17 protein-coding genes and 3 pseudogenes are annotated in these 23,143 nt (G+C 63.7%); 8 read left to right on the top strand and 12 right to left on the bottom strand.

What is annotated here, in order from left to right; all coding sequences use genetic code 11:
- Nucleotides 1-155: 155 nt before the first annotated feature.
- Nucleotides 156-1,418, bottom strand: a pseudogene (locus M1D51_RS18120) (IS110 family RNA-guided transposase).
- Nucleotides 1,419-1,616: 198 nt separating this feature from the next.
- Here M1D51_RS18120 and M1D51_RS18115 point away from each other — a divergent pair.
- Nucleotides 1,617-1,922: a hypothetical protein gene (locus tag M1D51_RS18115; protein WP_089593699.1), complete on the top strand. Its 306-nt coding sequence runs from the start codon at nt 1,617-1,619 to the stop codon at nt 1,920-1,922.
- 45 nt (nt 1,923-1,967) lie between these two features.
- Here M1D51_RS18115 and M1D51_RS18110 read toward each other — a convergent pair whose 3' ends face one another.
- The gene (locus M1D51_RS18110) at nt 1,968-2,612 is read right to left on the bottom strand and encodes a DedA family protein (RefSeq protein ID WP_458107477.1); all 645 of its coding nucleotides are present in this window, start codon (nt 2,610-2,612) and stop codon (nt 1,968-1,970) included.
- Between the two features lie 54 nt (nt 2,613-2,666).
- On the opposite strand from M1D51_RS18110, the gene M1D51_RS18105 reads away from it, so the two are divergent.
- Nucleotides 2,667-3,209, top strand: a complete 543-nt coding sequence (locus M1D51_RS18105) for an O-acetyl-ADP-ribose deacetylase (RefSeq protein WP_458107476.1) — start codon at nt 2,667-2,669, stop codon at nt 3,207-3,209.
- Nucleotides 3,210-3,385: 176 nt separating this feature from the next.
- Here M1D51_RS18105 and M1D51_RS18100 read toward each other — a convergent pair.
- Nucleotides 3,386-4,525, bottom strand: a pseudogene (locus M1D51_RS18100) (amino acid permease); the annotation flags it as partial.
- Nucleotides 4,526-4,698: 173 nt separating this feature from the next.
- Between M1D51_RS18100 and M1D51_RS18095 the strand changes: the two are divergent.
- Nucleotides 4,699-5,193 carry an Lrp/AsnC family transcriptional regulator gene (locus M1D51_RS18095; RefSeq protein ID WP_458107475.1) on the top strand — a complete coding sequence of 165 codons (495 nt, stop codon included), beginning with the start codon at nt 4,699-4,701 and terminating at the stop codon, nt 5,191-5,193.
- 46 nt (nt 5,194-5,239) lie between these two features.
- On the opposite strand, the gene M1D51_RS18090 is transcribed toward M1D51_RS18095, so the two are convergent.
- Nucleotides 5,240-6,169, bottom strand: a complete 930-nt coding sequence (locus M1D51_RS18090; protein WP_458109615.1) for an RluA family pseudouridine synthase — start codon at nt 6,167-6,169, stop codon at nt 5,240-5,242.
- A 151-nt stretch (nt 6,170-6,320) separates the two neighbouring features.
- On the opposite strand from M1D51_RS18090, the gene M1D51_RS18085 reads away from it, so the two are divergent.
- Nucleotides 6,321-6,971, top strand: coding sequence for a winged helix-turn-helix domain-containing protein (locus M1D51_RS18085; protein ID WP_172324085.1), 651 nt, complete (start codon nt 6,321-6,323; stop codon nt 6,969-6,971).
- Entirely contained in the window at nt 6,964-7,656 is a 693-nt protein-coding gene (locus M1D51_RS18080) for an SRPBCC family protein (RefSeq protein ID WP_458107474.1), read from the top strand. The genes M1D51_RS18085 and M1D51_RS18080 overlap by 8 nt, the downstream gene beginning before the upstream one ends.
- 8 nt (nt 7,657-7,664) lie before the next feature.
- Here the strand turns inward: M1D51_RS18080 and M1D51_RS18075 are convergent, their stop codons facing one another.
- On the bottom strand, nt 7,665-8,240 hold the full coding sequence (locus M1D51_RS18075; protein WP_172324083.1) for a TetR-like C-terminal domain-containing protein: 576 nt from the start codon (nt 8,238-8,240) through the stop codon (nt 7,665-7,667).
- A 67-nt stretch (nt 8,241-8,307) separates the two neighbouring features.
- Between M1D51_RS18075 and M1D51_RS18070 the strand changes: the two genes are divergently transcribed.
- A complete protein-coding gene (locus tag M1D51_RS18070; RefSeq protein ID WP_458107473.1) occupies nt 8,308-8,805 on the top strand; it encodes a DUF4188 domain-containing protein in 498 nt (165 codons plus the stop codon).
- An 82-nt stretch (nt 8,806-8,887) separates the two neighbouring features.
- Here M1D51_RS18070 and yczR read toward each other — a convergent pair whose 3' ends face one another.
- The gene (gene yczR / locus M1D51_RS18065) at nt 8,888-10,351 is read right to left on the bottom strand and encodes a MocR-like transcription factor YczR (protein WP_458107472.1); all 1,464 of its coding nucleotides are present in this window, start codon (nt 10,349-10,351) and stop codon (nt 8,888-8,890) included.
- A 61-nt stretch (nt 10,352-10,412) separates the two neighbouring features.
- On the opposite strand from yczR, the gene yczE reads away from it, so the two are divergent.
- Nucleotides 10,413-11,069, top strand: coding sequence for a membrane protein YczE (gene yczE, locus M1D51_RS18060; RefSeq protein ID WP_458107471.1), 657 nt, complete (start codon nt 10,413-10,415; stop codon nt 11,067-11,069).
- A 75-nt stretch (nt 11,070-11,144) separates the two neighbouring features.
- Here yczE and M1D51_RS18055 read toward each other — a convergent pair whose 3' ends face one another.
- The 3 genes and pseudogenes from M1D51_RS18055 to M1D51_RS18045 form a co-directional block, all read right to left on the bottom strand.
- A complete protein-coding gene (locus M1D51_RS18055; protein WP_458107470.1) occupies nt 11,145-12,377 on the bottom strand; it encodes a glycoside hydrolase family 26 protein in 1,233 nt (410 codons plus the stop codon).
- A complete protein-coding gene (locus M1D51_RS18050; protein WP_458107469.1) occupies nt 12,368-12,805 on the bottom strand; it encodes an STAS domain-containing protein in 438 nt (145 codons plus the stop codon). Before M1D51_RS18050 ends, M1D51_RS18055 begins: the two co-directional genes overlap by 10 nt.
- Nucleotides 12,806-12,854: 49 nt before the next feature.
- A pseudogene (locus M1D51_RS18045) lies at nt 12,855-14,746 on the bottom strand (glycosyltransferase family 2 protein).
- A 342-nt stretch (nt 14,747-15,088) separates the two neighbouring features.
- Here M1D51_RS18045 and M1D51_RS18040 point away from each other — a divergent pair.
- Nucleotides 15,089-16,351 (top strand): ricin-type beta-trefoil lectin domain protein, encoded by a 1,263-nt coding sequence (locus M1D51_RS18040; RefSeq protein WP_458107468.1) that lies wholly within the window; start codon nt 15,089-15,091, stop codon nt 16,349-16,351.
- Between the two features lie 192 nt (nt 16,352-16,543).
- On the opposite strand, the gene M1D51_RS18035 is transcribed toward M1D51_RS18040, so the two are convergent.
- The 3 genes from M1D51_RS18035 to M1D51_RS18025 are packed head-to-tail and all read right to left on the bottom strand — an operon-like array spanning nt 16,544 to nt 23,091.
- On the bottom strand, nt 16,544-17,374 hold the full coding sequence (locus M1D51_RS18035; RefSeq protein WP_458107467.1) for a DNA-formamidopyrimidine glycosylase family protein: 831 nt from the start codon (nt 17,372-17,374) through the stop codon (nt 16,544-16,546).
- On the bottom strand, nt 17,367-22,400 hold the full coding sequence (locus tag M1D51_RS18030) for an Lhr family ATP-dependent helicase (protein WP_458107466.1): 5,034 nt from the start codon (nt 22,398-22,400) through the stop codon (nt 17,367-17,369). The genes M1D51_RS18035 and M1D51_RS18030 overlap by 8 nt, the downstream gene beginning before the upstream one ends.
- 55 nt (nt 22,401-22,455) lie before the next feature.
- Entirely contained in the window at nt 22,456-23,091 is a 636-nt protein-coding gene (locus M1D51_RS18025; protein WP_458109614.1) for a DUF4232 domain-containing protein, read from the bottom strand.
- Nucleotides 23,092-23,143: the final 52 nt, after the last annotated feature.

The following is a 23,143-nucleotide window of genomic DNA, read 5'->3' as shown; positions in this document are numbered from 1 at the left end:
GCTGCACCACAGACAAAGAACTACGCGAACACATAAAAACTGCTCCCCTCAAATCGGAACTGAAATTCTCAGTCCAACTTCAGGGGAGCAGTTCAGGATGTGGGAGAGGGTTCTGCCCAAGGGCGTGGGATGTGGGAGTGCCCCTATGTTTTTCGTCAAGCGGTTGCGGGTGTTGGGGGTTGGTAGAGGGTGCCGTCGCGGAGCATGGCGTAGAGGGTGTCGCAGCGTCGTCGTGCCAGGGCGATGAGTGCCTGGTTGTGGCGTTTTCCTTCGGCTCGTTTGCGGTCATAGTAGGCCCGGGAGGGCGGGTCTTTGAGCGCGGCGAAAGCGGAGAGGAACAGGGTTCGTTTGAGGACTTTGTTGCCTTTCCTGGAGGAATGATCGCCACGGATGGAAGACCCGGATCGCCAGGTAACAGGGGCCAGCCCCGCGTAAGAGGCCAGGTGCCCTGCGGTGGGGAAGTCTTTCCCGGCGACTTCGGTGAGGATTCGTGCAGCGGTCCTGATGCCCACGGCCGGCAGAGACATCAGGACCGGGTGAAGAGGGTGGGCCTCCACAAGAGTCTCGACCTGGGTCAGGACCGTGGCGCGGCTTTCGTGGAGCCCGGCGAGCATGGCCGCGAGCTGGGGCAGCACGATGGTTGCGGCGTTCGTTCCAACGACAGTGACGGTTTGCCGGCCCAAGGCCTCGATGATTTCATCGGCAAGACGTTCACCCATGCGCGGAGCGAGTTTGGTCAGCCGGTTCCCGATCCGACGCCGGCCCGCATGACGGAGAGCCTCAGGGGTAGGCCAGGTCCGCAGCAGATCCAGCCACCGCCGGGTGGTCCATGTAGGGTCCGAGCACCCTTTCCAAAGCTGGGTGGATCTGCGTGAGCAGCCCGCGGATCCGGTTCGAAGTCGCCGTGGCCTGCTTGGCCAGGTCATCGTCGAACCCACACAGCATGCTCAGCTCAGCGAGCTGCTCATCGACCAACTGAACCGAGCGCAGGGCATGCGGCATGGTCCTGGCGGCCTCGGCGATGATGAACGCATCCCGGGCATCGGTTTTCGCCTCTCCGGGGTGAAGATCCGCGATCCGGCGCATCGCCAGGCCCGGCAGGTAGCCGACCAGCACCCCGGCGGCCTGGGCCACCGCAACGGGAAGCGCACCGATGGTCGCGGGCTGGTCAACAACAAACAGGATCCGGCCGTTGTCCTCCAGCTCGGCCATGATTTCCCGGATTTTGGCTTCATCGTTGGGCAGCGCCCGGTCCAGCAATTTCCTGCCTGCCCGGTCCACAGCAACGGCATGATGGACGCCCTTACCAACATCCAAACCAATAAACACTTCAACAGCGTCGTGGTTCGTGATCATCTGGCACCTCCAGTCGTAGTCAACTACCGCACTGGCCCGCCAGCGGTGTCAGGACCCGGCACCCACGTTACGCACGACGTTCCCGAACTGTCCTGCCCCTATTAGCGATCTCCCGGCACCTACCAACCCCGGTGACAACACTCTCAAGATCATCGAATCAACAGAGGGTCGCAATCATGCCGGGATCAGCAGGCCAGCACACCCATATCCTGCACCAGGAAACGGGCTACGAAAAAGGTAACGAGGGTTAGGGTGGTGGGATGCCGTCGTTCCAAACCAAGTTGAAGATCACTGGCCTCAAACCGGGAAATGCGCCCGAATCCGTGATGGCCGCAGCTGTTGAGGCCTTGGAAACCCGCCACCACGTCGAGTCGAACCAGCTGGACATCGTTGGCGGTGTCCCGCAGATCAGCCTCCGTTTCACCGTGGGCGACCGTGATTATTCAGGCGAGAACGACGAAGCCCGGACCTCGGCAGCCATGATGCGTGACGCCGTCGAACGCGTGGCCATTACGGGTAGCCTGTACGTGCTGCGCCGCAGCCGCGGACGCTGGTCGCCGGTCTAGCCACGCCGCCGGCGCCACGTCGCCGGTCTAGCCACGCCGCCGGCGCTACTCCGGTTGTGGGCCGTCGCCGGGTGTATCGGCGTCGAACGGTTCATCCACAGGTGAGCGGCTGCCACGGCGTCGCGTCACGATCAGCCCCACCACCACACCGATCACCAGGCCGACGCCCACCCCGATCAGCGAGCTGGCCCAAAAGGGAAGCTTGGTGGTGGAACCGGTGAAATAGCCGAGGCCGACTTGCCAGACCGCCCAGAGAACTGCTCCCAAGCCGGCGCACAGGCTGAAGCCGCGGACCGAGACGTTGGCGATGCCGGCCGCGGATGACGTGGCGAGCCGACCGCCCGGGATGAACCGGGCCCCGATGATGGCGCCGTACGTTGAGGATCTGCCGGCTTTGGCGATCGCCTCATGGATCCCGCGGTGAACCCGGCGGCCCCACGCCCACCGGTCCAGGACGTGGCTGATGCGCCGTTTGAAGAGGATAAAGACCGCCATGTCGCCGAGCCAGGAGGCAAAGGCGGCGAGCAACAGAATCAGCCAGAAGTTCGCGTGGCCGTCCGCAGCCAGTGCCCCACCGGTGATCACCACCATTTCGGAGGGGATGGGCGGGAAGATGGCGTCGCCCAGCACAATGGGGACGATCCACAGGTAAATTGCGGATCCCCATGACTCCGGGGCGGTGATATCCATGGGCACAAGGTACCGCACTTGCCGCTCCCCCCGCTCCGGCGCAAGACTGGCGCCATGCGAATCGACATTTTGCAGGGTGACATCACCACCCGTGATGTGGATGTGATCGTCAACGCCGCCAACTCGTCATTGCTCGGCGGCGGGGGAGTTGACGGTGCCATCCACCGGGCAGCCGGTCCGGAGCTCCTTGCCGCCTGCCGCGAGCTGAGGCGAACGGAGTTGCCGGACGGGCTGCCGGTGGGGGCCGCCGTCGCAACCCCCGCGTTCCGGCTTCCCGCCCGCTGGGTGGTCCATACCGTCGGTCCCAACCGGCATGCGGGGCAAACGGATCCGGCGCTGCTGGCCTCGTGCTTCCGCGAGAGCCTGGGGGCCGCGGCCGGACTCGGTGCCAGGTCCATCGCCTTCCCCGCCATCAGCGCCGGAATCTACGGATGGGACGCCCGTCAGGTTGCGGAGGTAGCGTTCGAGGCCGTGAGGTCGTTTTCGTCGTCGTCAGTCAGCGGCGCTGCGGAGAGCCGACTTGAGAGAGCGGAGTTCGTGCTGTTTTCGGAAGGCACGACGGCGGTCTTCCGGACGGTGTTTGATTCCTCACCCTGACCCGACGACGTGCCGGCATCGGAGTGACGTTTGCGGCGCTTGACCACATGGAACAGGACCGTGACAAGCGCCAACGACGGCAGGCCGAAGACCAGGGTCATATTGAACGCCGAGGTACCCAGCGTGCTGATGGCAATGGCGAGCATGAGTACGGCCCCAAGGATGGTGCCCACGGGGTAGAACCGGGTCTTGTAGGACAGTTCCGTGCCGCTGCGTTTGATGCTGCGGCGGAAGAACCAGTGGGTCACGAAGATCATGAACCAGGTGAACATGGCCCCGAACATGGAGATGGCCATCATCAAGGTGAAGGCGGTTTCGGGGAACATCGCGTAGACCACTGTGGCGATGGCGATTCCGGTGGTGGAGAGGATCAGGGCATTGACCGGTGCACCGTTGGTGCGCAGCTTGCCGAACACGGCGGGTGCGTCGCCGCTGCGGGAAAGGCTGAAGATCATGCGGGTGGAGATGTACAGCTGGCTGTTCATGGCCGAGAGCGCGGCGATGATCACCACGAAGGTCAGCAGGCTGTCCGCGAAAGGAACGCCGAGGTTCTGCATCACTGTGACGAAAGGGCTGCCACCGGCGAGGATTTGGCTGACCGGTGCAATCGCAAGGATGAGCGCCAGAGTGACGATGTAGAACAAAAGCAACCGGGCGATGGTGGTGCGGAAAGCCTTCTTCACAGCTGTTGCGGGGTCCTTGGCTTCGCCCGCCGCGATAGCGATCATTTCTATGCTGAGGTAGCTGAAGATGGACACGATCACGGCGAACCACGTGCCGGACAAGCCGTTGGGGAAGAAGCCGCCCTCGGCGGTGTAGTTCTGGAAGCCGGTGCCCTCGGTGCGGGCGCCGAACACGATGTACGCACCGAGCACAATGAAAGCGATGATCGCGAAGACCTTGATGCTGGAGAACCAGTACTCCAGGGTTCCGAACACCTTGACGTTCATGGTGTTGACCCCGATCAGGACCGCGGAGAAGAAGATCACCCACAGCAGTGACGGCACGTCAGGGAACCAGAGCTTCATGTATTCGCCCACAGCGGTCACTTCAGTTCCCACCGCCAGCACTATGCAGGACCAATACATGTACTTCACCAGGAAGCCGGCCAGCGGGCTCACGTAGTGTTCCGCAAAAGCACCGAAGGAGCCCGACGTCGGGTGTGCCACTGTCATCTCGGACAGACTGCCCATCAGCAACAGGGCGATCAGGCCTCCAATGGCGTAGCTGATAATGACGCTGGGGCCTGCGAGGCCGATGGCGAACTTGCTCCCCAGGAACAGTCCCGTACCGATTGCACCGCCCAGCGCGATCATGGTCATCTGCCGGGATGTGAGCTGCCGTTTGAGCCCACCTTCACGTTCTTGGATCTTTTCGAAACTGCCCATCGCGACCTCCTCGTCGATTCTGCAAATCGCTCCAAGATAGAATCCAGCTCAGGTAGTAACCAAGGATTTCGAAGCATCACAAAGATATTGGAGAACTGTTCGTGTCGGATTCACCAATAGCCCGTACGCAGGGCATCGTTCCGAACCGGGTTCGGCTCGATGAAACGGACCGGCTGATCCTCAAAGAGCTCATGGCGGACGCCAGGATTCCCAATAACGTGCTTGCCTCGAAGGCGGGCATAGCCCCTTCCACCTGCCTGGGCCGGGTCCGGGCGCTTCGGGATGCGGGGATTATTCGGGGTTTTCATGCCTCGGTGGACCTCGAGGCCTTGGGGCTCTTGGTGTACGCGCTGATTTCAGTACGGGTGAATTCCCAAGCGCGCAACAAGATGTTGGCCATCGGTCAGAGGTTGCGAGCATTGCCCAACGTCCAGAGTGTTTTCCTGTTGGCCGGAGACCAGGATTTCCTCATGCACGTGGCCTGCGCTACGCCCAAGGAGCTCCGGGACTTCATAGCGGTGCACCTGGCGTCGGATCCGGCCATCGCGAACACCCAAACGAACCTGGTCTTTGATCACTTGACGCCTGGGGACTGACGGCTGGCGGGATAGGGAACCGCAGGCAAACGAGCGCCGTACTTCGCTAGCCGCGGGCTTCGCTGAGCTCCAATTGGCTGCGGTATTCCACGGGTTGTTTGGTGATGGGATCCACAAACCGGATGCCGCGGGCCAGCAGTTGGAGCGGCTTGTTGTAGTCGTCCGGCGCCTTGTCCAGCAGGTCAGGGTAGAAGGCGTCGTTGATGATGCCCAGGCCCAACGATGCCATGTGGACGCGGAGTTGGTGCGTTTTTCCGGTGTGTGGCTCCAGCCGGTACAGCGCGCGCTGGTGAGTGCCGGCGTCGAACGTTTTTGTCTGTTCAATGCGCGTTTCAGCGTTCGGTTCGCCGTCAATGACTTCGGCAAGCAGGTAGCTACGTGACTTGGTCATGCGGTTGCGGACCACTGCAGGGAATTCGACGGCGGGATAACCCGCGGCGGGCGTCGCGGCGGACACGCACTCGTATTCCTTCCGGACCTGGCGCTTCTCGAAGAGGACCTGGTACTTCCCCCGGGTTTCGGGGTTGGTGGAGAGCAGCAGGAGGCCGGCGGTCATACGGTCCAGGCGGTGCATGGGGATGAGGTCCGGGAGGTCCAGGAGGTTCCGGAGGCGGACCAAAGCCGATTCCTGGATGTAGGTGCCGCCGGGTGTGGTGGGGAGGAAATGCGGCTTGTCTACTACGAGGATGTGCTCGTCCTGGTGGAGGATGTTGATCTCCACGGGCAGCCGAGTCTCGGGCGGGAGGGTGCGGTAGTACCAAATGAAGGTGTGGTCCTCCAGTTTGGTGCTCCGGTCCAGCGGCACGCCGCCTTCGCCGACGATCTCGCCGGCGTCGAACCGATCTTCAATTCCTTGGGGATCTATGTGTCCCCAGCGGTGCATCATGTAGTCCATGGCGGTGATCCACGGGCCCTTGTCCGGCAGGCGGAGGCGGGTCGCGTTCACGCCGTCGCGCACGGGGAGGGGGGATTGCATCACCGGACAATTCTACTGTGGCTGCGTTGCGGGGCCCGCCCTGCGCCCCAATTAGCGCACGAAGCACGCAAAGCGGGCCTCGCAACGGAGGAACCAACCGAACACAAAAAAGTTCTTGACAAGAAAAGTTGTCGGTAAGCATACTGGAAGCATGTTGGACATCGAAGTGATCGAGGACCCCGCTGCGGCGGAAGCCTCGCTGGACCCCATCCGCACCCGCATTCTGCAGGAGCTTGTGGTGCCGGCGTCCGCCACGCAACTGGCTGCGAAGGTGGGGTTGCCCAGGCAGAAGGTCAATTACCATCTCAAAGCCCTGGAACGCCATGGGCTGGTGGAGTTGGTGGAGGAGCGGCGCAAGGGCAATGTCACCGAGCGCGTGCTGCGCGCGACGGCGGCGTCCTACTTGATCTCGCCCGTCGCGTTGGCGTCCGTGGCGCCTGACCCGCGACGATTCTCTGACCGGTTCTCGGCCTTTTGGTTGCTGTCGCTGGCCTCCCGCACTGTGCAGGAGATGGGCAAACTCATTGCCGGCGCTGCCGTGGCCAAGAAGAAGTTGGCCAGCTTCGCGATCGACGGCGAGATCACTTTCCGCTCCGCTTCCGAACGCGCAGCGTTCGCGGAAGAGCTTGGCGTGGCAGTCACCCGGCTCGTGGACAAGTACCACGACGGCGGTGCTTCCGCCGAGGCGGGCGGGGCACGCAGGCACCGGCTCGTCGTCGTACTTCACCCCGCACTCAAGGCGCCACCACAACAAGAGACCTCAACAGATCAAACAGTAGAAAAGGACCAAGGCAATGACTGACAACCGGAAATTCGAAATCGTGGCGGACACCGAACTGCCCGGAACGCCTGAGCGGGTGTGGAATGCGGTCACCGCTGACACCGCAGCCTGGATGTTCCCCACCGACCAGTGGCCCGATGTGAAGACCACCGAAGAGTTCCCCACGCACCTGGTGTCCCGGATGGACGGCCCTGATGGCTGGTTCAACCAATTGGAGCATGTGCTGCAGCCGTTGGAGGGTGGCCGCGCCAAGCTGCACTACGTCCACAGCGGCATTTTCGCCGACAACTGGGACGAGCAGTACGACGGCGCCAGCAAGCACACCGAGTTCTACCTGCACACATTGGGCCAGTACCTACAGTATTTCGACGGCAAGCCGGTGGTCTTCACGGATATCCAGAGCCCCGCCGCCTCGCAGATCTCCACGGGGTTCGTACAGTTGAAGCAGGCCTTGGGCGTGGATGGCATTGCGGCAGGAACTGCCGTGGATGTGGACGTAGACGGCGTAGGGAGGCTTCGTGGCGAGGTGGATTTCTCCAACGAGAACTTCCTGGGCTTGCGCACCGGCGACGCCCTTTATCGCTTCTTCGGGCGGAATGCCTTCGGCGCTCCTGTGGGCATGACCGTGCATGACTTCAGCGGTTCCGGGGATTCGGAGCTCACGGCCAAGGCCTGGGGTGCATTCCTGGAAAAGGTGTACGCCTAAAACTGCGGTCAGGCGGCCCAGGCCCGGGCTACGGATTCCAGGGCCGCCTCGTAGATTTGCGACCAGTCGGTGGCCGGGTCGTTCATTTGAGCCAACTCCAGGCTGACCAGTCCATGGACCTGCCCCCAAATGGCCATGGCCACCATGGTGGGATCGTCCTTGCGCAATGCGCCGGCTGACTGGGCGGCCATCACCGCTTCCACCAAGGGGAGCATGGAGTCCGAGGCGACCTCCGGCGTCGGGCTGCAGTCAACGTACGCGGCCAGCGCGCCGCCGAACATGAGCCGATAGAGCGCTGGATGCTCCAGCGCCCATGCCCGGTACGCTCGCCCAAGGGCCAGCAGCCCGCCCGTGGACGCTTCCTTTTGGGACTCGCCGAAGGAACGGAAACCGTCATCGACGGCGGCCGTCAAAAGTTGCGCCTTCCCGCCGAAGAGCGAGTAGATGGCGGTAGTGGACGTCTCGGCCGCGGCAGCAACGTCCCGGAGAGTGACGCGGGCCGGCCCTTCGCGGTCCACGAGTTCTGCGGTGACCGCCAAGAGCTTCTGCTGGACGTGCTGATCATGAACGATGGGTCTTGCCATGCTTTCAAGTGTTTCATAACATTGTTTCATAACAGCGTTACTAAACTCGTGGTCAGGACGGATACACATGGCACAGGAGATTTTCCCCGGCCGCTACACGGCGGGCATCGGGCGCGACACCGTGACCGTTTTCCTCATCGGGATGCGCGCCAACAGGTGGTGGAAGATAGGCCGCGTAGCGAAAGTTGCCTCAGCCATGCCCGTGATGATGCGGCACCTCGCGGCTAATCCCCAGGCCGGGCTGCTGGGAAGTGAGCAATGGTTCGGGCGCACCACCATGCTGCTCAGCTATTGGGAGAGCCCGGAACATTTGCGGCGTTTCGCCGCCGACAAGGATTCGCCGCATCTGGGCCCGTGGCGGAAATTCATGAAGGAGATCGCAGGCAGCGGGGACATTGGGGTATGGCACGAGACGTACCAGGTTCCGGCCTCGGGGATTGAAGTGGTTTACAACGGGATGCCGGAGTTTGGCTTGGCCAAGGCAACCTCGCATATCCCCGTGGGGCCCGGCAGCAACACGGCGAAGCAGCGCATGGGTGCGCGATCCGCAAACCCAACCCGGTAGCAGCACATGCCGTTCTGAACCCCTCAAAACGGCATCAAATGCGACTCAGTTGGGTCGGGCCGGCGGTGGTGCGGACCACCTCCTAGGCTACCGCGACGGCGGCGGGCCGCTCGGCCTTGAGGGTCCGGCGTAGGTGCGGAGCGGCGTCGAGCTTGTCCTGGGCGGCGCGGAGCGCGCCGACGGCAAACTCCAATTGCGCAGGCGGCAAGGTGAAGGGCATGCGCATGTAGTGCTCGAATGCCCCGCCCACTCCGAAGCGGGGGCCGGCGGCCAGGCGGAGCCCGAAGTCCGGCGCCAGGACGGTCAGTGCAGTGCTGCACGGCGAAGGAAGCCGGCACCAGAGAGTAAGCCCGCCACGTGGTCGCTCCACCTCCCACGACGGCAAGTGTTCGGCGAGCAACCCCATCAGCGTGTCCCTGTTGTGCCGGAGTTCTTCCAGCCGGGCATCCAAGGGCTCGGTGTAGGCCCGCACCAAGCGCGCCGCTGCCAACTGTTCCACCACAGGACCGCCCAAATCCATGATTGTCCTCGTCGCAACAAAACGGGTAATCATGGCTTCGTCAGCCCGGATCCACCCGGTCCTGAGGCCTGCCCAATGGGACTTGCTCAGCGACCCAATGGTCACCACCGCGGAACTGAAGGACGACATCGGAGCGGTGCGGACGCCGTCGAGGTTCAACCCGCGCAGCGTCTCGTCCACCACCAGCACCGTCCCGGACGCATTTGCGGCCCGAACAAGTCGCCTCCGCTGCAGATCCGACATGATGCGTCCGGTCGGGTTGTGGAAGTCCGGCACGAGGTAGGCCATTGCTGGTCGCTGCTGGTTCATGGTGGCGACCATCGCATCGATGTCCCATGCGGGCGAGGTACTCGATTCCAATACCGGTAGCGCGACCGGAAGGGGCTTGCAGCCGGCAGCGCGGATGGCGTCCAAGGCATTGGGGTAGGTGGGGTGTTCCACCATGACCCGGTCCTGCTTTCCCGCAAGCGTGCGCAGCACGATGTTCAGGGCGTGCTGGGCGCCCGAGGTGACCAGGATCTGACCCGCCGTGGTGGGCACACCCTCCGCTGTGTACCTCTCCGCAATGGCTTCACGCAGGGCGGGTACTCCGACGGCGTCATACCCGAAACCCGGCAAGAGCGCGGGGAGTTCGGTCAGTGCTTCCGCGAATGCCCTGTGCACAACTTCACCCGCAGCGGGCAGCGATGCATAGGCGAGGTCCAGCAGCCCGTCCGGAACCGCAAGCCCCGGCGCGCTGACCGGCGTTGAGCGATGCGGGATGCACGTCCGGCCGCGGCTGCCCTGCCCGGCGGTGAGGAACCCCTGCTCGCGCAGGCTCGCATAGGCCGCCGTGACCGTGGTGCGGCTGACGCCAAGTGTCTGGGCCAGTGCGCGTTCACTGGGAAGCGCGACATCCAGCGGGATGCGCCCATCCATTACCAATAAACGCACGACGTCGGCCAACTCGCGGTAGGCGGGCAGGACGCCGGAGTTCCAAGCGCCCAGGAGGCGGAGGAGGGCAGTGGGGTTCAGTGAGCCGGACATAAGACCAGTATTCCAAACTGGCTATGGATTACAAGGCCAGTTCTCTTGGAGGATGGACATCATGATGACCCGAAGAATCACACAACTCCTGATCGGCCTGGCGATGTATGGCATCTCCTTGGCCATTTTCATCCGGGCGGGCCTGGGCTTGGATCCATGGGATGTGTTCCATCAAGGCCTGTCCCAGAAGACCGGTTTCAGCATGGGAGTGGTGGTCATCGCGGTCAGCTTCCTGGTCCTGCTCCTCTGGATTCCGTTGCGGCAGATGCCAGGGATCGGAACCATCGCCAACGCGGTGCTCGTAGGACTCTTCGCCGATCTGGGACTGTTGCTCATTCCTGAGGTCACCCACCTTGGCGGCCAGATCGCCATGCTTGCAGGGGCCGTGGTACTCAACGGCATCGCCTCTGCCTGCTACATCGGGGCCAGGCTTGGCCCCGGTGCCCGCGACGGCCTGATGACGGGCCTGGTCCGCCGTACAGGATGGTCCGTCAGGTTGGTGCGCACCGGCATCGAAGTGGTGGTCCTGGCCGTGGGGTTCCTGTTGGGAGGCTCAGTAGGGGTGGGCACCGTTGTGTATGCCGTGGCTATCGGCCCGATCGTGCAAGTGTTGCTGCCCAAATTCATGGTGCCGGAGCGGGTACCGGCAGCTGCGGGCACAGCCCCTGCAGAGAACGCGGAACCTGTGGAAGCAGTGAAGGCAGCTCCCACCGCCTAGGCCTGGCCGCTTGATCAGCCCAGCGGCTTGACCAACCCAGCGGCTTGATCAGCCCAGCGACTTGACCGGCGCCACCTAGCGGCACACGCCCAAATCCTCCCCGTAACGCAGCCAGTCCGGCAGGTCCTGGGTCAGGGCATCGCGGATGGCGGGCGTTCCAGCGCTCCGCCAGTCGACGTCGTCGTTTATTTCAATCTCGTACTTCTTCCACTCGAACCAGTTGATCATTTTCAATTGCGGAAACTGTTGGTGGGTTTCGGCGGAGAAGACCTGGCGCCACCAAGCCCGTTTGACATCCAACTCCGACGCTCCGCCGCGTGCCGGCGTGAAGATCGCCGCCGTCTCCGGGATCCCTACCGGCTTCTGATGGTCCATTCCGTAGACCTGGTAGAAGTCCGGGACGGCGCTGTCGTCTCCGGCGGTCCCGTTGTAGTTGCCCGTGAGCATGGCCAGGAATTTCCCCGGCTCGGAGATGTCGTTATTGTCCCAAGGCCGTTGATTGCCCCAGTGATAAAGGGACACACCCACCCAGTCCACGGCGTCATCCCCGGGGTAATAGGGCGCGTACGTGTCATCGGCCATGGTGAGCGCTCCGTTCTGGTCCGTGTCCAGTGCCGCGAAGTCCGGAGTGCCTGGACGCGCGGCAAACTGGCCTCCGGTAAAGGGGTAGCCGCCGCCGTAGTTCGGCGCCCACATCATGGACGTACCCGGCGCCTGGGAATGCACGGCCGCAGCGACCTTTCGGAAGACCTCCACGTAGCGCAGCGGCTGCTGGCCCCACGAATACCAGGAACCGTTCATCTCATGCGCAAAACGCACGACGACGGGAGTGCCCTGATCGTTGATGTCCCGTAAGTCGTTGGCCAACGTCGCGATCACTTCGTCGCTCATGGTCGCCAAGCCTCCGTGTGGTTCCAATGTCAGGAGCAGGACCCCGCCGGTGGGACGGACCTGGGTGACGGCGTTGGTGGTGTGGGACCACGTTTCGTCGTCGTAGGGAATGTCCGAGAACTGGACCACCACCGCAGGATCATGGCCGAGGTTGGCCTGGTGTTCCGCCAGGGTTTCGGAGTTCCAGTCCAGGTTGACGCCCAGCAGAACGCCGTCCTTGGGCACGATGGTGGAAGCGTCCACGGCCCTGCAGAGGGAGAGTGCCTGGACCACCGGCACCACCTCCTTGGACGCGAAACCCAGTCCCGTGGCGGCGAGGGACGTCACCACCAAAGGGATGAGAAGGCTTGCCCGCCGCCGCTTTCGATTCGGGTGGCCGGAAAAGGTTGGAGGTGCCGGTGCCACGGTCATCCCCATCCAAGGGTTCGGCGCGGACGCGCGAAGAGCCTACGCCAGCGTGACTGTGGGGCGAGGTGACGTGCCTCCGCCAGGTTCGTACCGCCGTCGAGCGCTTCCTGGCGCGTGGCGTAGATACGGGCCACGTGCCCCAGATGGGCTTGGAGCAGTGTTTGGTCCAGGACGGTGGACGTGCCGAAAAGCCGTAAATCGCCGCCCCGGGCGCGGAGCACATGCAGCACTTCAAGCAGGCCAACTACTCCGGACGCGCCCACGTATGTCACGTCGGCAACATCCAGCAGGACCACCACCGGGCCGTCGGCCGAGGCTTTTGCTGAGAGCCGGCGAATAGCCAGGACACGCGCGGCGTCCAGGGGGCCCGCAACGGTCAGGTCAGTTGAGGTCAATAAAGCGGGTATGGAATTCGGGGCATGGGAAAGAGTGGACATGGGGTCGCTCCTTGCTGGGGGTGTGGAACGGCGTTATTGGATTTTGTTGTCAGTGATGTGCTGGGCGTGAGTCTGGTGCGGATTCGAGGACCCCGTTGAGCTCAAGCGGGATGGGAACCGGGTCCACCAGATCCTCGCCTGGTCCGTGGTAGCGTGCAGCCCCGATCACCACGCTCAGCAGCGCCAGATCCAAAGCGACCCAGGCCAACGTGATGAGGGTAGGAACGAGCGGAGCCTCCCCGGCGGATACGCGCGCGAGGCCGATGACTGCGGAAACAACCAGTACGGCCATTGCCGCCACCTGCAGCCGCACATGCTGGAAACCGCGTCCCGTGGCCTGTTTACTTTTGGCCGTGACGGAAAAAGTGAGGTGTTTGCCGAGGAAGCAGCTGCTGCTCCTGAACAGGTGGCGGCGATCCACGTGGGAAAGAGCGCGAACGACCATTGTTGGCCGCGCCACAAGCCTTTCGAGCCATTGCCCGCAACTTGGAACAGTACCTGGCACGAAACGAAGAAGGGAAGGAACAAACAGAAGAACACCACCGGACTGGCCGTCAGCGGATAGGTGCCGGCCCACAGGAAAACCACCGGCGCGGCGATGTAGCTCAGGGCAGCAAAGCCATTGAGGTAGCTGGTCATGGTGCCCAGGTACATCAGGCGCTGGGCCACCGTGAGGCCACGAAGGAACAGCGGATTGTCACTGAAAAACACCTGCATTGTTCCGGCTGCCCAGCGGTGGCGCTGGGAGAGCATGGTGGAAACATCCTCGGGCGCCAGGCCGTGGACCAGGACCTCGTGGTGGTAAACGCTGCCCCAGCCCATCGCGTGAAGATGCATGGCTGTCGCCATGTCCTCGGTAATGGTGGTGGTATCCATGGGGTGAATGGCCAGGGCTTGGTCCGTGTGGGCCACATCCACCGACTCCAGGACGGCGTCGAGTTCGGGCACCACATCATCCCTGGCATCAGGAACTGACAAGGCAGCTGCATGGAAGGCTATGCGGAGTTCGAAAGTGATCTCCGCGAGGACATCGCCCATGCGGACCTGGCGCTCCGCGCGCGCTATCGCTTCGAGCGCATGTTCGACCACGGGCATGGCAGCGGGGCGTCGCCTGCCAAGTTCACCCAGAAGATCCTGCAGCCTTGCACGGCCCTTGCGAAGGGAGCTCCACGTCTGTTCTGTTGCTGTTCGCGTGTAGCGGGTCAATCCCAGTGCCATGAGGGCTTCCCGGCGCAGGACAGCATTCGATCCACAGAAGAAGGCCGCGTCCCAGCCATCCTTGCCTTGCTGAATGGGGCCGTAAAACAGCTCCGCCTGGCTTCCCAGGGGATCCCCGTCCGGGACGTTCCAAAAGTGCTGTGGAGTCTGGACAAAAGCCACTTCGTCAGCGTCGAAATAGCCCAGGACGCGGTCCAGGAAGCGTGACTCGGGGACCTGGTCTGCGTCCAGGATGGCCACGAACCCGCCCGTGGTCATGGACAGGGCGTTGTTGACGTTGCCCGCTTTAGCGAAGCGCTTGCGGCCATCCCATTCCGGTCCACGGGTGATATAGCCAACACCTATTTGCCCGGCTGCTACGGCGAATTCGGCGCGGTTGCCGTCGTCCAGAATCCACGTCTGGTGTGGATACTCCATGTCCCTGGCGGCGATGGCCGTCTTGAGCACCAGGTCCAAGGGCTCGTTGAAGGTAGTAATGAAAACGTCCACTGTCCTGCCCGGGAGGGCAGGCGGGGGAGGTGGCCGTCGTCGAGCGTTCCACATGGTGACTGCATACAGGGCGGACTCGCCCAGGCTGTAGGTCTCTGCGACCACCAGCGGCAGCGAAATCCACCACGCATCCCATGCGACCGTGCCGGACCATCGCCAGCTGATGTAGATCAGTCCAAAGGAAACCACCAAAACTGCAAGGATCCTTACCAGTATTTGTCTGTAAATGCCCATCTTTAGCCTCCGGTAACTGCTGGGGAAAAGGCCAAGGCGCGGCTGCCTTCCCGGACACCCTCGTGTTGAAGGTTTGGAGGACACGGCAGTCGCGCCTGGAGCGTGCATCATTGATGCTCAGAGGAAGGAATTCGGCTGCGAACGGAATATCCCTATGCCATCGCAATGACGGCATTTTCCGTCATCCAAATGGTTCCTCCTTCCACTTTCTCCCCCTTCTATTTCATCGCTGTTACGAAAAGGAAAAGTAAAATAGCGGTGATTATTTCCATGCCGTGACGTTTTGCGTGTCACCCTGAAAAGGCTTGCGCGCGGGGTTGTCGCGCCGTCAGAGTGGCCATCATGAAGCGACGACTCACGCCCCTGACGATGCTCGTCGTCGGCCTGACCCTCGCAGCCACCGTCATAGCTCCGGAGCCATCAGCGCTGGCAGCCGCCGGCATGCCGACCCCCGGCGCCCTGGTGTGGAGCGACGAATTCAACAGTCCTGCCGGCACCGCCCCGGATCCCGGAAAGTGGTCCTATGACACCGGGGGATCCGGCTGGGGCAACGGCGAACTTCAGTACTACACCTCCAGCACCGGGAACGCCGCTGCAGACGGTCAGGGCAATCTGGCCATCACCGCCCGCAAGGAAAATCCCGCTGATTACCAATGCCACTACGGAGCATGCCAATACACCTCGGCGCGCCTTATCACCGCCGGAAAATTCAGCCGGACCCACGGCCGGTTCGAAGCCCGTCTCAAACTACCCAAAGGGCAAGGCACATGGCCCGCGTTCTGGATGCTGGGCGACAACGTCTTTACCGACGGTTGGCCCGCCAGCGGAGAACTCGACGTCATGGAAAACGTCGGCAAGGAACCTGGAACCGTATGGGGAAGCATCCACGGGCCAGGCTACTCCGGGGCCAACTCGTCCAGTGCCGGCTACACCCTGCCCAACGGCACAGCATTGGGCGATGCCTTCCACACGTTCACCGCGGACTGGGGCCCCGACTCCATCACTTGGTACATAGACGGCACTCCCTACTCGAGGAAAACTAAAGCAACAACACCTGAGCCTTGGGTCTTTGACCACTACTTCTTCCTCCTGCTGAATCTTGCAGTGGGAGGTTACTGGCCAGGACCACCCGATCCAGGCACTGCCTTTCCCCAGTCCTTGCTGGTTGATTACGTCCGTGTGTTCGAACTTGCTGCTGCTCCGTCCCCACCCGCCACCGCGCCCGGCACCAGGATCCAGGGCTACGCAGACAAGTGCATTGACGTTGCAGGCCGGCAATCCGTGGACGGTGCGCAACTGCAACTGTGGGACTTTGACACGGCGGCCTCGGAGCAATGGACATTCGCCGCCGACGGCAGCATCCGTTCACTCGGAAAATGCATGGATGTGGCCTGGGGCTCCACGTCCAATGGCGCACGCATCCAACTCACCGGCTGCAACGGCAACGCGGCCCAGCAGTTCGTCCTGAATAACGCCGGAGACCTGGTCAATCCGCAGGCCGACAAATGTGTAGACGTGGCTGATTGGGGTTCTACCAACGGTGCGCGGCTGCAATTATGGGATTGCGCTGGTTCTGCCAACCAGAAGTGGTGGCGGATGGCGTAAGAAAGCGTCCGACGGCGGCGCGCGCCTTTGTGCGGCTTGGTCGAGTATTGCTGGGGCGGCTGGGGAGCTTCCTGGAGTAGTCGGCCGGACCCATGGATGTGCGCCGCCGTCGCGGCGGCGGGTGGTTCACCCGGCCGGGCTGGTTGTCACGGGCCCGGCCGGGTGAGGTGGGTTACATGGGCAGCTGGCAGCCTACGGGGCTGGCTGGCAGCGCGGGCAGAAGTAGATGTCCCGTTCCTCTGTCCCATCCGGGGCCGCCAGGAGCGCACGGCGGACAGTGGTGCCGCATCGCCGGCACGGCTGGCGTTCCCGGCCGTAAACCCAGTATCCGGGCCGCATGGCCCGCGGGCCGAGGGTAGTGCGCCGCCCTGGACCGAGGTTTTCGCCGAGGAGGCGTTTGGCATCGTTGACTGTTTTGGCCAGGTCCGGAACGTCACGAATCGGAAGCGCTGGGTGGATGCCGGAGAGGAAGCAGGCTTCGCACCGGTAGATGTTGCCGATGCCTGCGAGTTTCCGTTGGTCCAACAACGCGAAGCCCACGGTGACGTCCGGCTCGGCCCGCAGCCTCCGCAGGGCTTCTTCCTCGTCCCAATCAGGGCCAAGGAGGTCTGGTCCAAGGTGTCCAACAATCTTGGCTTCCTCAGCGGTGGGCACCACTTCCAGGATGCCCAGCGAGAACCCCACCGCGTCAGCCGAGGCTGTGCGGAGCACGCACCGTGCCGTATGGCCGGGCTTGGTCCAGCGGCCACCCGGAGGATAGATCATCCAGTTCCCCTCCATCTTCAGGTGGGAGTGGATGGTCAGGGCCCGGGGCTTTTTGCTGGCGCCGGGTTCCTCGTCCACAGGGCCGGTGAGGCGCATCAGCAGGTGCTTGCCCCGGGGGACCACCTCGGCCATGGTCCACCCTGCGAGGTTCAGGGTGGCGAAGCGGGGCACCCGGAAGTCGGAGGCTGTGATGGTTTGCCCGGCCAAGGCCTCGTTCAGCCGCGACGCAGCACGCCAAATGGAATCGCCCTCAGGCACGGATCCGGAGTCCTTTCGGAGTGGAGTAGGCGCCGGCCGCAGCCAGGGCTACGGCAATGGGCGTTTCGAGGAGGTCGTGGCCGTTGACCTTCTCCATGAAGAGCTTGTCCACCGCACCACGGCGGACCACATCCACCAGCGCCTGGGCCGCAAGTGTCAGCACGGCCTCGTCTTGGTTGAAGGTGAGCAGCGTCTTACCGCCGCGTTCCACATAAAGGACCAACGCGCCGTCGACCATCACCACCAGCGCTCCGGCTTTCCGTCCTGGACGGTGCCCGGAGCCGGCGTCAACGGACAACGCAGGCCACGGAAGGGCCGCTCCGTACGGATTGGCAGGATCCGTTGCGGCCAACGCCAGGGCCGACGGTTCCGCTTTGGAAATGCGGGCGTCCTCTGTGAAGGACCTCAGCCGGTCCACTGTTGCCGGGACAGCGAACTGGGCAGCCCCCAAATGCTCGATGAAGTAGCCGCGACGGCACCGGCCCGCTTCTTCCAACCGCGCCAGCACTTTGTACATGAGCCCGAAGCCGCCAATGATGTTTTCCGCCATGACCGAACCGCGGGTTACCACCCCGTACCTGTCCAGCAGCAGTTCGGCCGTGCCACGGGCGTGGATGGTGGGATCCAATTCCGGGGCAGGCAGGGCCGACCAGCGGCCCACAGCAGACGGTGGTGCAGCAGCAACTCCGCCTGAAACCGAGCCGTAACGTCCACCGGTAAGCCCGGGCGAGCCCAGCAGACCTGACCCATGGGAGCGGCCAAGCCTGCTCAGCCGTGGAGCCCGCGCCCTGGGTGCCTTGGCCACCTGCCGGTGCGCGGTCTTACCACCGGCGATCATGGCGCGCACGGGGGCAAAAGTGTCTCCTGTCACCCGGCCGGCCCAGACCAGGTCCCACAGCGCAGAGACAACGGCGTCATCACTCAACACTGAGTCCATGCCGCCGGCCACATCCGTGAGTTGCCGGAAGAAATAGCCTCCACCTGCACTGAAATGCTCCAGGAGCCGCTGCTGAGCATCGCCGGGTTCGAACTCGGGGGAGGGGTTGAGCGTGAGCTCGGCGGAATCGGCCACATGGAGGCTGATCCAGCCATCGTTTCCGGGCAGCGAGCCCGCCCCGGACCAGAGGAGTTCCCCGGCGGCCATCAGTTCGTCCAACATGGCCGGTTTGTAGTCCGCCACCCGGCTTGCCAGCACCAGGGGCTCCCAGGCTGAGGCGGGAATGGGAACTCCGGAGAGCTGGTCCACAGCCGTGATGATCCCGTCCAGTCCGCGCAAAGCCTGGCTCCGCGACTTGCCCGGTGCTGTGACGTTTTGCCAAGCCGGCAGGAACCGACCGTACGCGGCGGTGTCCACGGGCTCCACTTCGGCGCGGAGTGCTGCGAGGGAACGCCTGCGCAGCTTCCGGAGGACCTCGGCATCGCACCACTCACTGGACGGCGGTGCATCCAAAGACATGAGCTCCGGATCTGCGCCTTCCGCGGTGGGCGGGGCTTCGGCTACAGCGTGCGGGCGGAACTCTCCCTCCACCACCCGGCCGTCCCCGGCCAGGCGCTTCAATGCCGTGTTGACCACTGCCACGCCGAGTCCCAACCTTGCGGCAGCTTCCGAGGCCGTGAACGGTCCGTGCGTGCGGGCATACCGGGAGACCAGATCGCCCAACGGATCATTGACCGGCTCGATGAATGCCAGCGGAACACCCATGGGCAGGGGAACGCCGATTGCGTCGCGGAGCCTCGCGGCATCCTCCACCGCAGCGAAGCGCTCGACGCCGCCAATGGTCACCTTGAGGGCACGGTTGGCTTTCTGGAGGGCAGCGAGGTGGGATCCGGCCTCGGTCACGGTGCCTGCTGGCGGGGCCGGCGGAGCTTCCTCCAGGTGTTCGTCGCCTTCCGGATGATCTGCGTGGACATGCTGCTCCAGCGTTCCAGGCTGCTGCATTGTTTCAGCTGTCTCCACGCCTTGAAGCCGTTCCGCGACTTCTTCAACACTGAGGGGACCGAGTAAACGCAGCAAATCAGCCACGCCCTCCATCCCGCGCACTCGCCGATCAGGGACCAGCCGCTGCAGTTCCCGTTCCGTGGAGTCGATGACTGCCGCATCCAGGAGCTCGCGCAGTTCCACGCGCCCCAGGAGTTCGTTGAGGAGCGTCGAGTCCAAGGCCAGGGCAGCAGCCCGGCGTTCTGCCAAGGGGGAGTCGCCCTCGTAGAGGAACTGGGCCACGTAGCCAAACAACAGCGACTTCGCGAACGGGGAGGGCTGCTGCGTGGTGGTTTCAACGATTCTGAGTTCACGGCGCTCCACCGAAGCGGCAATGTCTTTGAGGGCGGGGAGGTCGTAAACGTCCTGCAGGCATTCGCGCACGGTTTCGAGCACGATGGGGAAAGACGGGTACTTCCGGGCGACATCCAGCAATTGGGCTGAACGTTGGCGCTGCTGCCACAGCGGCTGGCGCTTGGCCGGGTTCTGGCGGGGCAGCAACAAAGCCCTGGCTGCACACTCGCGGAAACGTGAGGCGAACAGTGCGCTGCCGCCTACTTCCGCTGTGACAATCTGCTCCAGTTCCTCCGGGTCAAAGAGGAACAGCTCAGCACCCGGTGGTTCGTCTTCCATCATGGGCACCCGCAGGACGATGCCGTCGTCGGCCGCCATTGCGGAGCCGTCCAGGCCGTACCGTTGTTGGAGCCGTTGCCCTACGGCCAGAGCCCACGGAGCATGGACCGGCATCCCGAAGGGGCTGTGGAGGACTACCCGCCAATCGCCAAGCTCGTCGTGGAAGCGCTCCACCACAAGGGTTCTGTCGCTGGGAACAATCTCCGTGGCGTCCTTCTGTTCCCGCAGGTACTGAAGCAGGTTGCTTGCTGCAAAGGCGTCCAGGCCGCTGGCTTGGCAGCGCTCCATGGCGGGTGCCTCGTCCGCTGCCGAGAGCTCCCGGATGAAAGCTCCCAAGGCCCGGCCGAGGTCAACAGGCCTGCCGAGGGAATCACCCTTCCAGAAGGGGAGCTTGCCGGGTTGGCCGAAGGCAGGGGATACCAGCACGCGGTCGTGCGTGATGTCCTCAATTTTCCAGCTGGTGGCACCTAGCGCAAAGACGTCGCCCACGCGGGATTCGTAGACCATTTCCTCGTCGAGTTCACCCACGCGACGGCCACCCTTGGCCGCCCGGGCCGAGGCTGTAGGCTCGCTGCCGTCAGCGCTTCCGGAGGAAGCGGAGCCCTCAACTTCGGTGCCGATGATGTAGACACCGAAGAGTCCGCGGTCCGGGATGGTGCCACCGGAGGTTACCGCCAGGCGCTGGGCCCCGGGCCTGCCTTCGATGGTTCCTGCATGCCTGTCCCAGATGATGCGTGGCCGCAGCTCTGCGAACTCGTCTGAGGGGTACCGGCCTGCCAAGAGGTCCAAGGTGGCTTCGAAAGCGGATCTCGGCAGACTCGCGAACGGGGCAGACCGGCGCACGGTGCTGAACCAGTCCTCGACGTCGATGCTCCCCAAGGCAGTTGCGGCGACGGTTTGCTGGGCAAGGATATCCAAGGGATTCGTCGGGATGCTCAGGCGTTCAATCTGCCCGCTGAGCATGCGTTCCACCGTGACGCTCGTGTGCAGGAGATCCGCCCTGTGCTTGGGGAACAGCACGCCTTCGGAAATCTCGCCCACCTGGTGCCCGGCACGACCTACCCGCTGCAGGCCACTGGCCACCGACGGCGGAGACTCCACTTGGATGACCAAGTCCACAGCGCCCATATCGATACCAAGTTCCAACGAAGAGGTTGCCACCACGCACCGGAGCCTGCCGGACTTGAGGTCGTCCTCGATCATGGCCCGCTGGTCCTTTGACACCGAGCCGTGGTGGGCGCGGGCCAATACGGGATCGGCGCCGGTTGTGCTGCCGGCCTGCGCCATCATGTGGGCCGGCGTGGCGGTGGAGGCTGGAACTGTGGACGCGGGGCTTGTGGACGCGGGGCTTGTGGACGCCTGAGCGCCGGGGTTGGCTTCCGGAGCCGCCCACTCTCCGCCGCCTACAGCCATCAACTGACGTTCGGCGTAGATTTCGTTCAGCCGCGCCGTCAAACGCTCTGAAAGGCGCCGGGAATTAGCGAACACGATGGTGGATTGCTTGGAAAGGACCAGGTCAACAATCTGCTCCTCCACATGTGGCCAGATCGACGCTTGGGGCTGCAGGCCGGAAGCCGGGCCGGAATCGAAGGCACCGGCGGCGCCCTGCAGGTCCGACATGTCCTCCACAGGCACCGTGACCGTGAGGTTCCAGTTCTTCTTGGACGGCGGGGCCACGATCTCCACTGGGGCCTGGCCCGCCAGGAACTGCGCGACCAACTCGCGCGGCTGGACGGTAGCCGAGAGACCGATGCGCTGTGCGGGCTTGGGCAGCAAGGCATCCAGACGTTCCAGTGAGACAGCTAGGTGAGCCCCGCGCTTGGTGCCCGCAACCGCGTGCACTTCGTCGATGATGATGGTGTCCACTTCGCTGAGTGTCTCCCGGGCACGGGAGGTCAGCATGAGGAACAAGGACTCGGGTGTGGTGATCAGGATGTCCGGTGGGTTGGTCAACAGCGTACGGCGATCTGCCGCCGTCGTGTCTCCCGAACGGACCCCGACCGTGACAAGCGGTGCAGGCAGTCCCAAGCGCTTGGCGGTCTGGGTGATGCCGATCAGCGGTGCCCGGAGGTTCCGCTCAACGTCCACGCCTAGAGCCTTCAGAGGTGAGATGTAGAGGACGCGGGTTTTGGTCTTGGGGCGCTTGGCCCGGCCCTTGCCGTTGGCCGGAACGCTCTCGAGCCCGGGGAGGGTGTCTGACGGGGTCGAGTGCAGGCGATCCAAGGCCCAAAGGAACGCTGCGAGGGTTTTACCGGAACCGGTGGGAGCTACTACCAGGGCATGCGAACCTGAGGAGATGGCGTTCCATGCTCCGTCCTGCGCTGGCGTGGGCTCGGAAAAAGCGCCGAGGAACCATTCCCTGGTTGCCTGGCTGAAACGGCTGATGGCGCCATCCGACGCCTGCGGCTCCTGCATTCCTCCATCATGCCCCACGGCCCCGACAGAATAAGACGGAGCCGTGGGGACAGCGTCAGACTGCCTGGAATGCCGTGATGGTCAGGAGCTTGATACCGGCGTTGCTGCACGCATCGTGCGGCTCAGCGACGAACAGCGATGCGGTGTCATTCGGCGGGTAGATACGGAAACCTGCAGCGGGGACCTTGGTGCAATCGCCGTAGTTACCGGCCTGCGTGTAGCGGATTTCGGCCCACGCCGACTTCCCTGGGGCCAGTTCGATCTTGGTGACCGGGGTGGTGGTTTCGCGGGTTGCCGGTTCGCCGATCGGTTCACCATTGGCTTCGGCGGTCAGTGAGACACCGGCGAAGCCTTCCAGGATGCAGGGCGCGGTGCCGGAGTTCGTCAGGATCAGCTTCTCGTAAATGCTGCCCGCTGCTCCGCCGCCGGTTGAATCGGTAGCCGCAGTCAAGGACGCTGCCTTGCACTGGGTGGCGCCTGTCGGCGCAGCCGACGTGGTGGGCGCCGATGGCGTCGTTGCGGCCGTTGCCGAAGGTGAGTTGGGAGTCGACGAGGCCGACGGGGTTGAAGAAGTGGGCGGGGCACTGCTGGTTCCCGCCGGGCTGGGGCTTGGCCCGCAGGCTGCCAGGAGCAGCAGTGAAGCGGCTGCCGTCGTCGTCACAAGTCCGGTTTTAATGCGCTGAGTCCACATGGGCACCAGCTTTGCCGTGGCTGTCAGGTGAGTCAATTGAGCCACGGCGAAG

The organism is Arthrobacter sp. R3-55 (genome assembly GCF_054161505.1).
The sequence above is the reverse complement of the archived record's forward strand: the minus strand, read 5'-3'. Positions and strand labels throughout refer to the sequence as shown.

Bases quoted from the DNA above. Each gene is read 5' to 3' on its own strand.
- M1D51_RS18110 (WP_458107477.1), bottom strand. From the start codon at position 2,612: ATGGATATCACCGCCCCGGAGTCATGGGGATCCGCAATTTACCTGTGG.
- yczR (WP_458107472.1), bottom strand. From the start codon at position 10,351: ATGTCCGGCTCACTGAACCCCACTGCCCTCCTCCGCCTCCTGGGCGCT.
- M1D51_RS18025 (WP_458109614.1), bottom strand. From the start codon at position 23,091: ATGTGGACTCAGCGCATTAAAACCGGACTTGTGACGACGACGGCAGCC.
- M1D51_RS18075 (WP_172324083.1), bottom strand. From the start codon at position 8,240: ATGGCAAGACCCATCGTTCATGATCAGCACGTCCAGCAGAAGCTCTTG.
- M1D51_RS18040 (WP_458107468.1), top strand. From the start codon at position 15,089: ATGAAGCGACGACTCACGCCCCTGACGATGCTCGTCGTCGGCCTGACC.
- M1D51_RS18070 (WP_458107473.1), top strand. From the start codon at position 8,308: ATGGCACAGGAGATTTTCCCCGGCCGCTACACGGCGGGCATCGGGCGC.
- M1D51_RS18030 (WP_458107466.1), bottom strand. From the start codon at position 22,400: ATGCAGGAGCCGCAGGCGTCGGATGGCGCCATCAGCCGTTTCAGCCAG.
- M1D51_RS18085 (WP_172324085.1), top strand. From the start codon at position 6,321: ATGTTGGACATCGAAGTGATCGAGGACCCCGCTGCGGCGGAAGCCTCG.
- M1D51_RS18055 (WP_458107470.1), bottom strand. From the start codon at position 12,377: ATGGGGATGACCGTGGCACCGGCACCTCCAACCTTTTCCGGCCACCCG.
- M1D51_RS18080 (WP_458107474.1), top strand. From the start codon at position 6,964: ATGACTGACAACCGGAAATTCGAAATCGTGGCGGACACCGAACTGCCC.
- M1D51_RS18090 (WP_458109615.1), bottom strand. From the start codon at position 6,169: ATGCAATCCCCCCTCCCCGTGCGCGACGGCGTGAACGCGACCCGCCTC.
- M1D51_RS18105 (WP_458107476.1), top strand. From the start codon at position 2,667: ATGCGAATCGACATTTTGCAGGGTGACATCACCACCCGTGATGTGGAT.
- yczE (WP_458107471.1), top strand. From the start codon at position 10,413: ATGATGACCCGAAGAATCACACAACTCCTGATCGGCCTGGCGATGTAT.
- M1D51_RS18050 (WP_458107469.1), bottom strand. From the start codon at position 12,805: ATGTCCACTCTTTCCCATGCCCCGAATTCCATACCCGCTTTATTGACC.
- M1D51_RS18115 (WP_089593699.1), top strand. From the start codon at position 1,617: ATGCCGTCGTTCCAAACCAAGTTGAAGATCACTGGCCTCAAACCGGGA.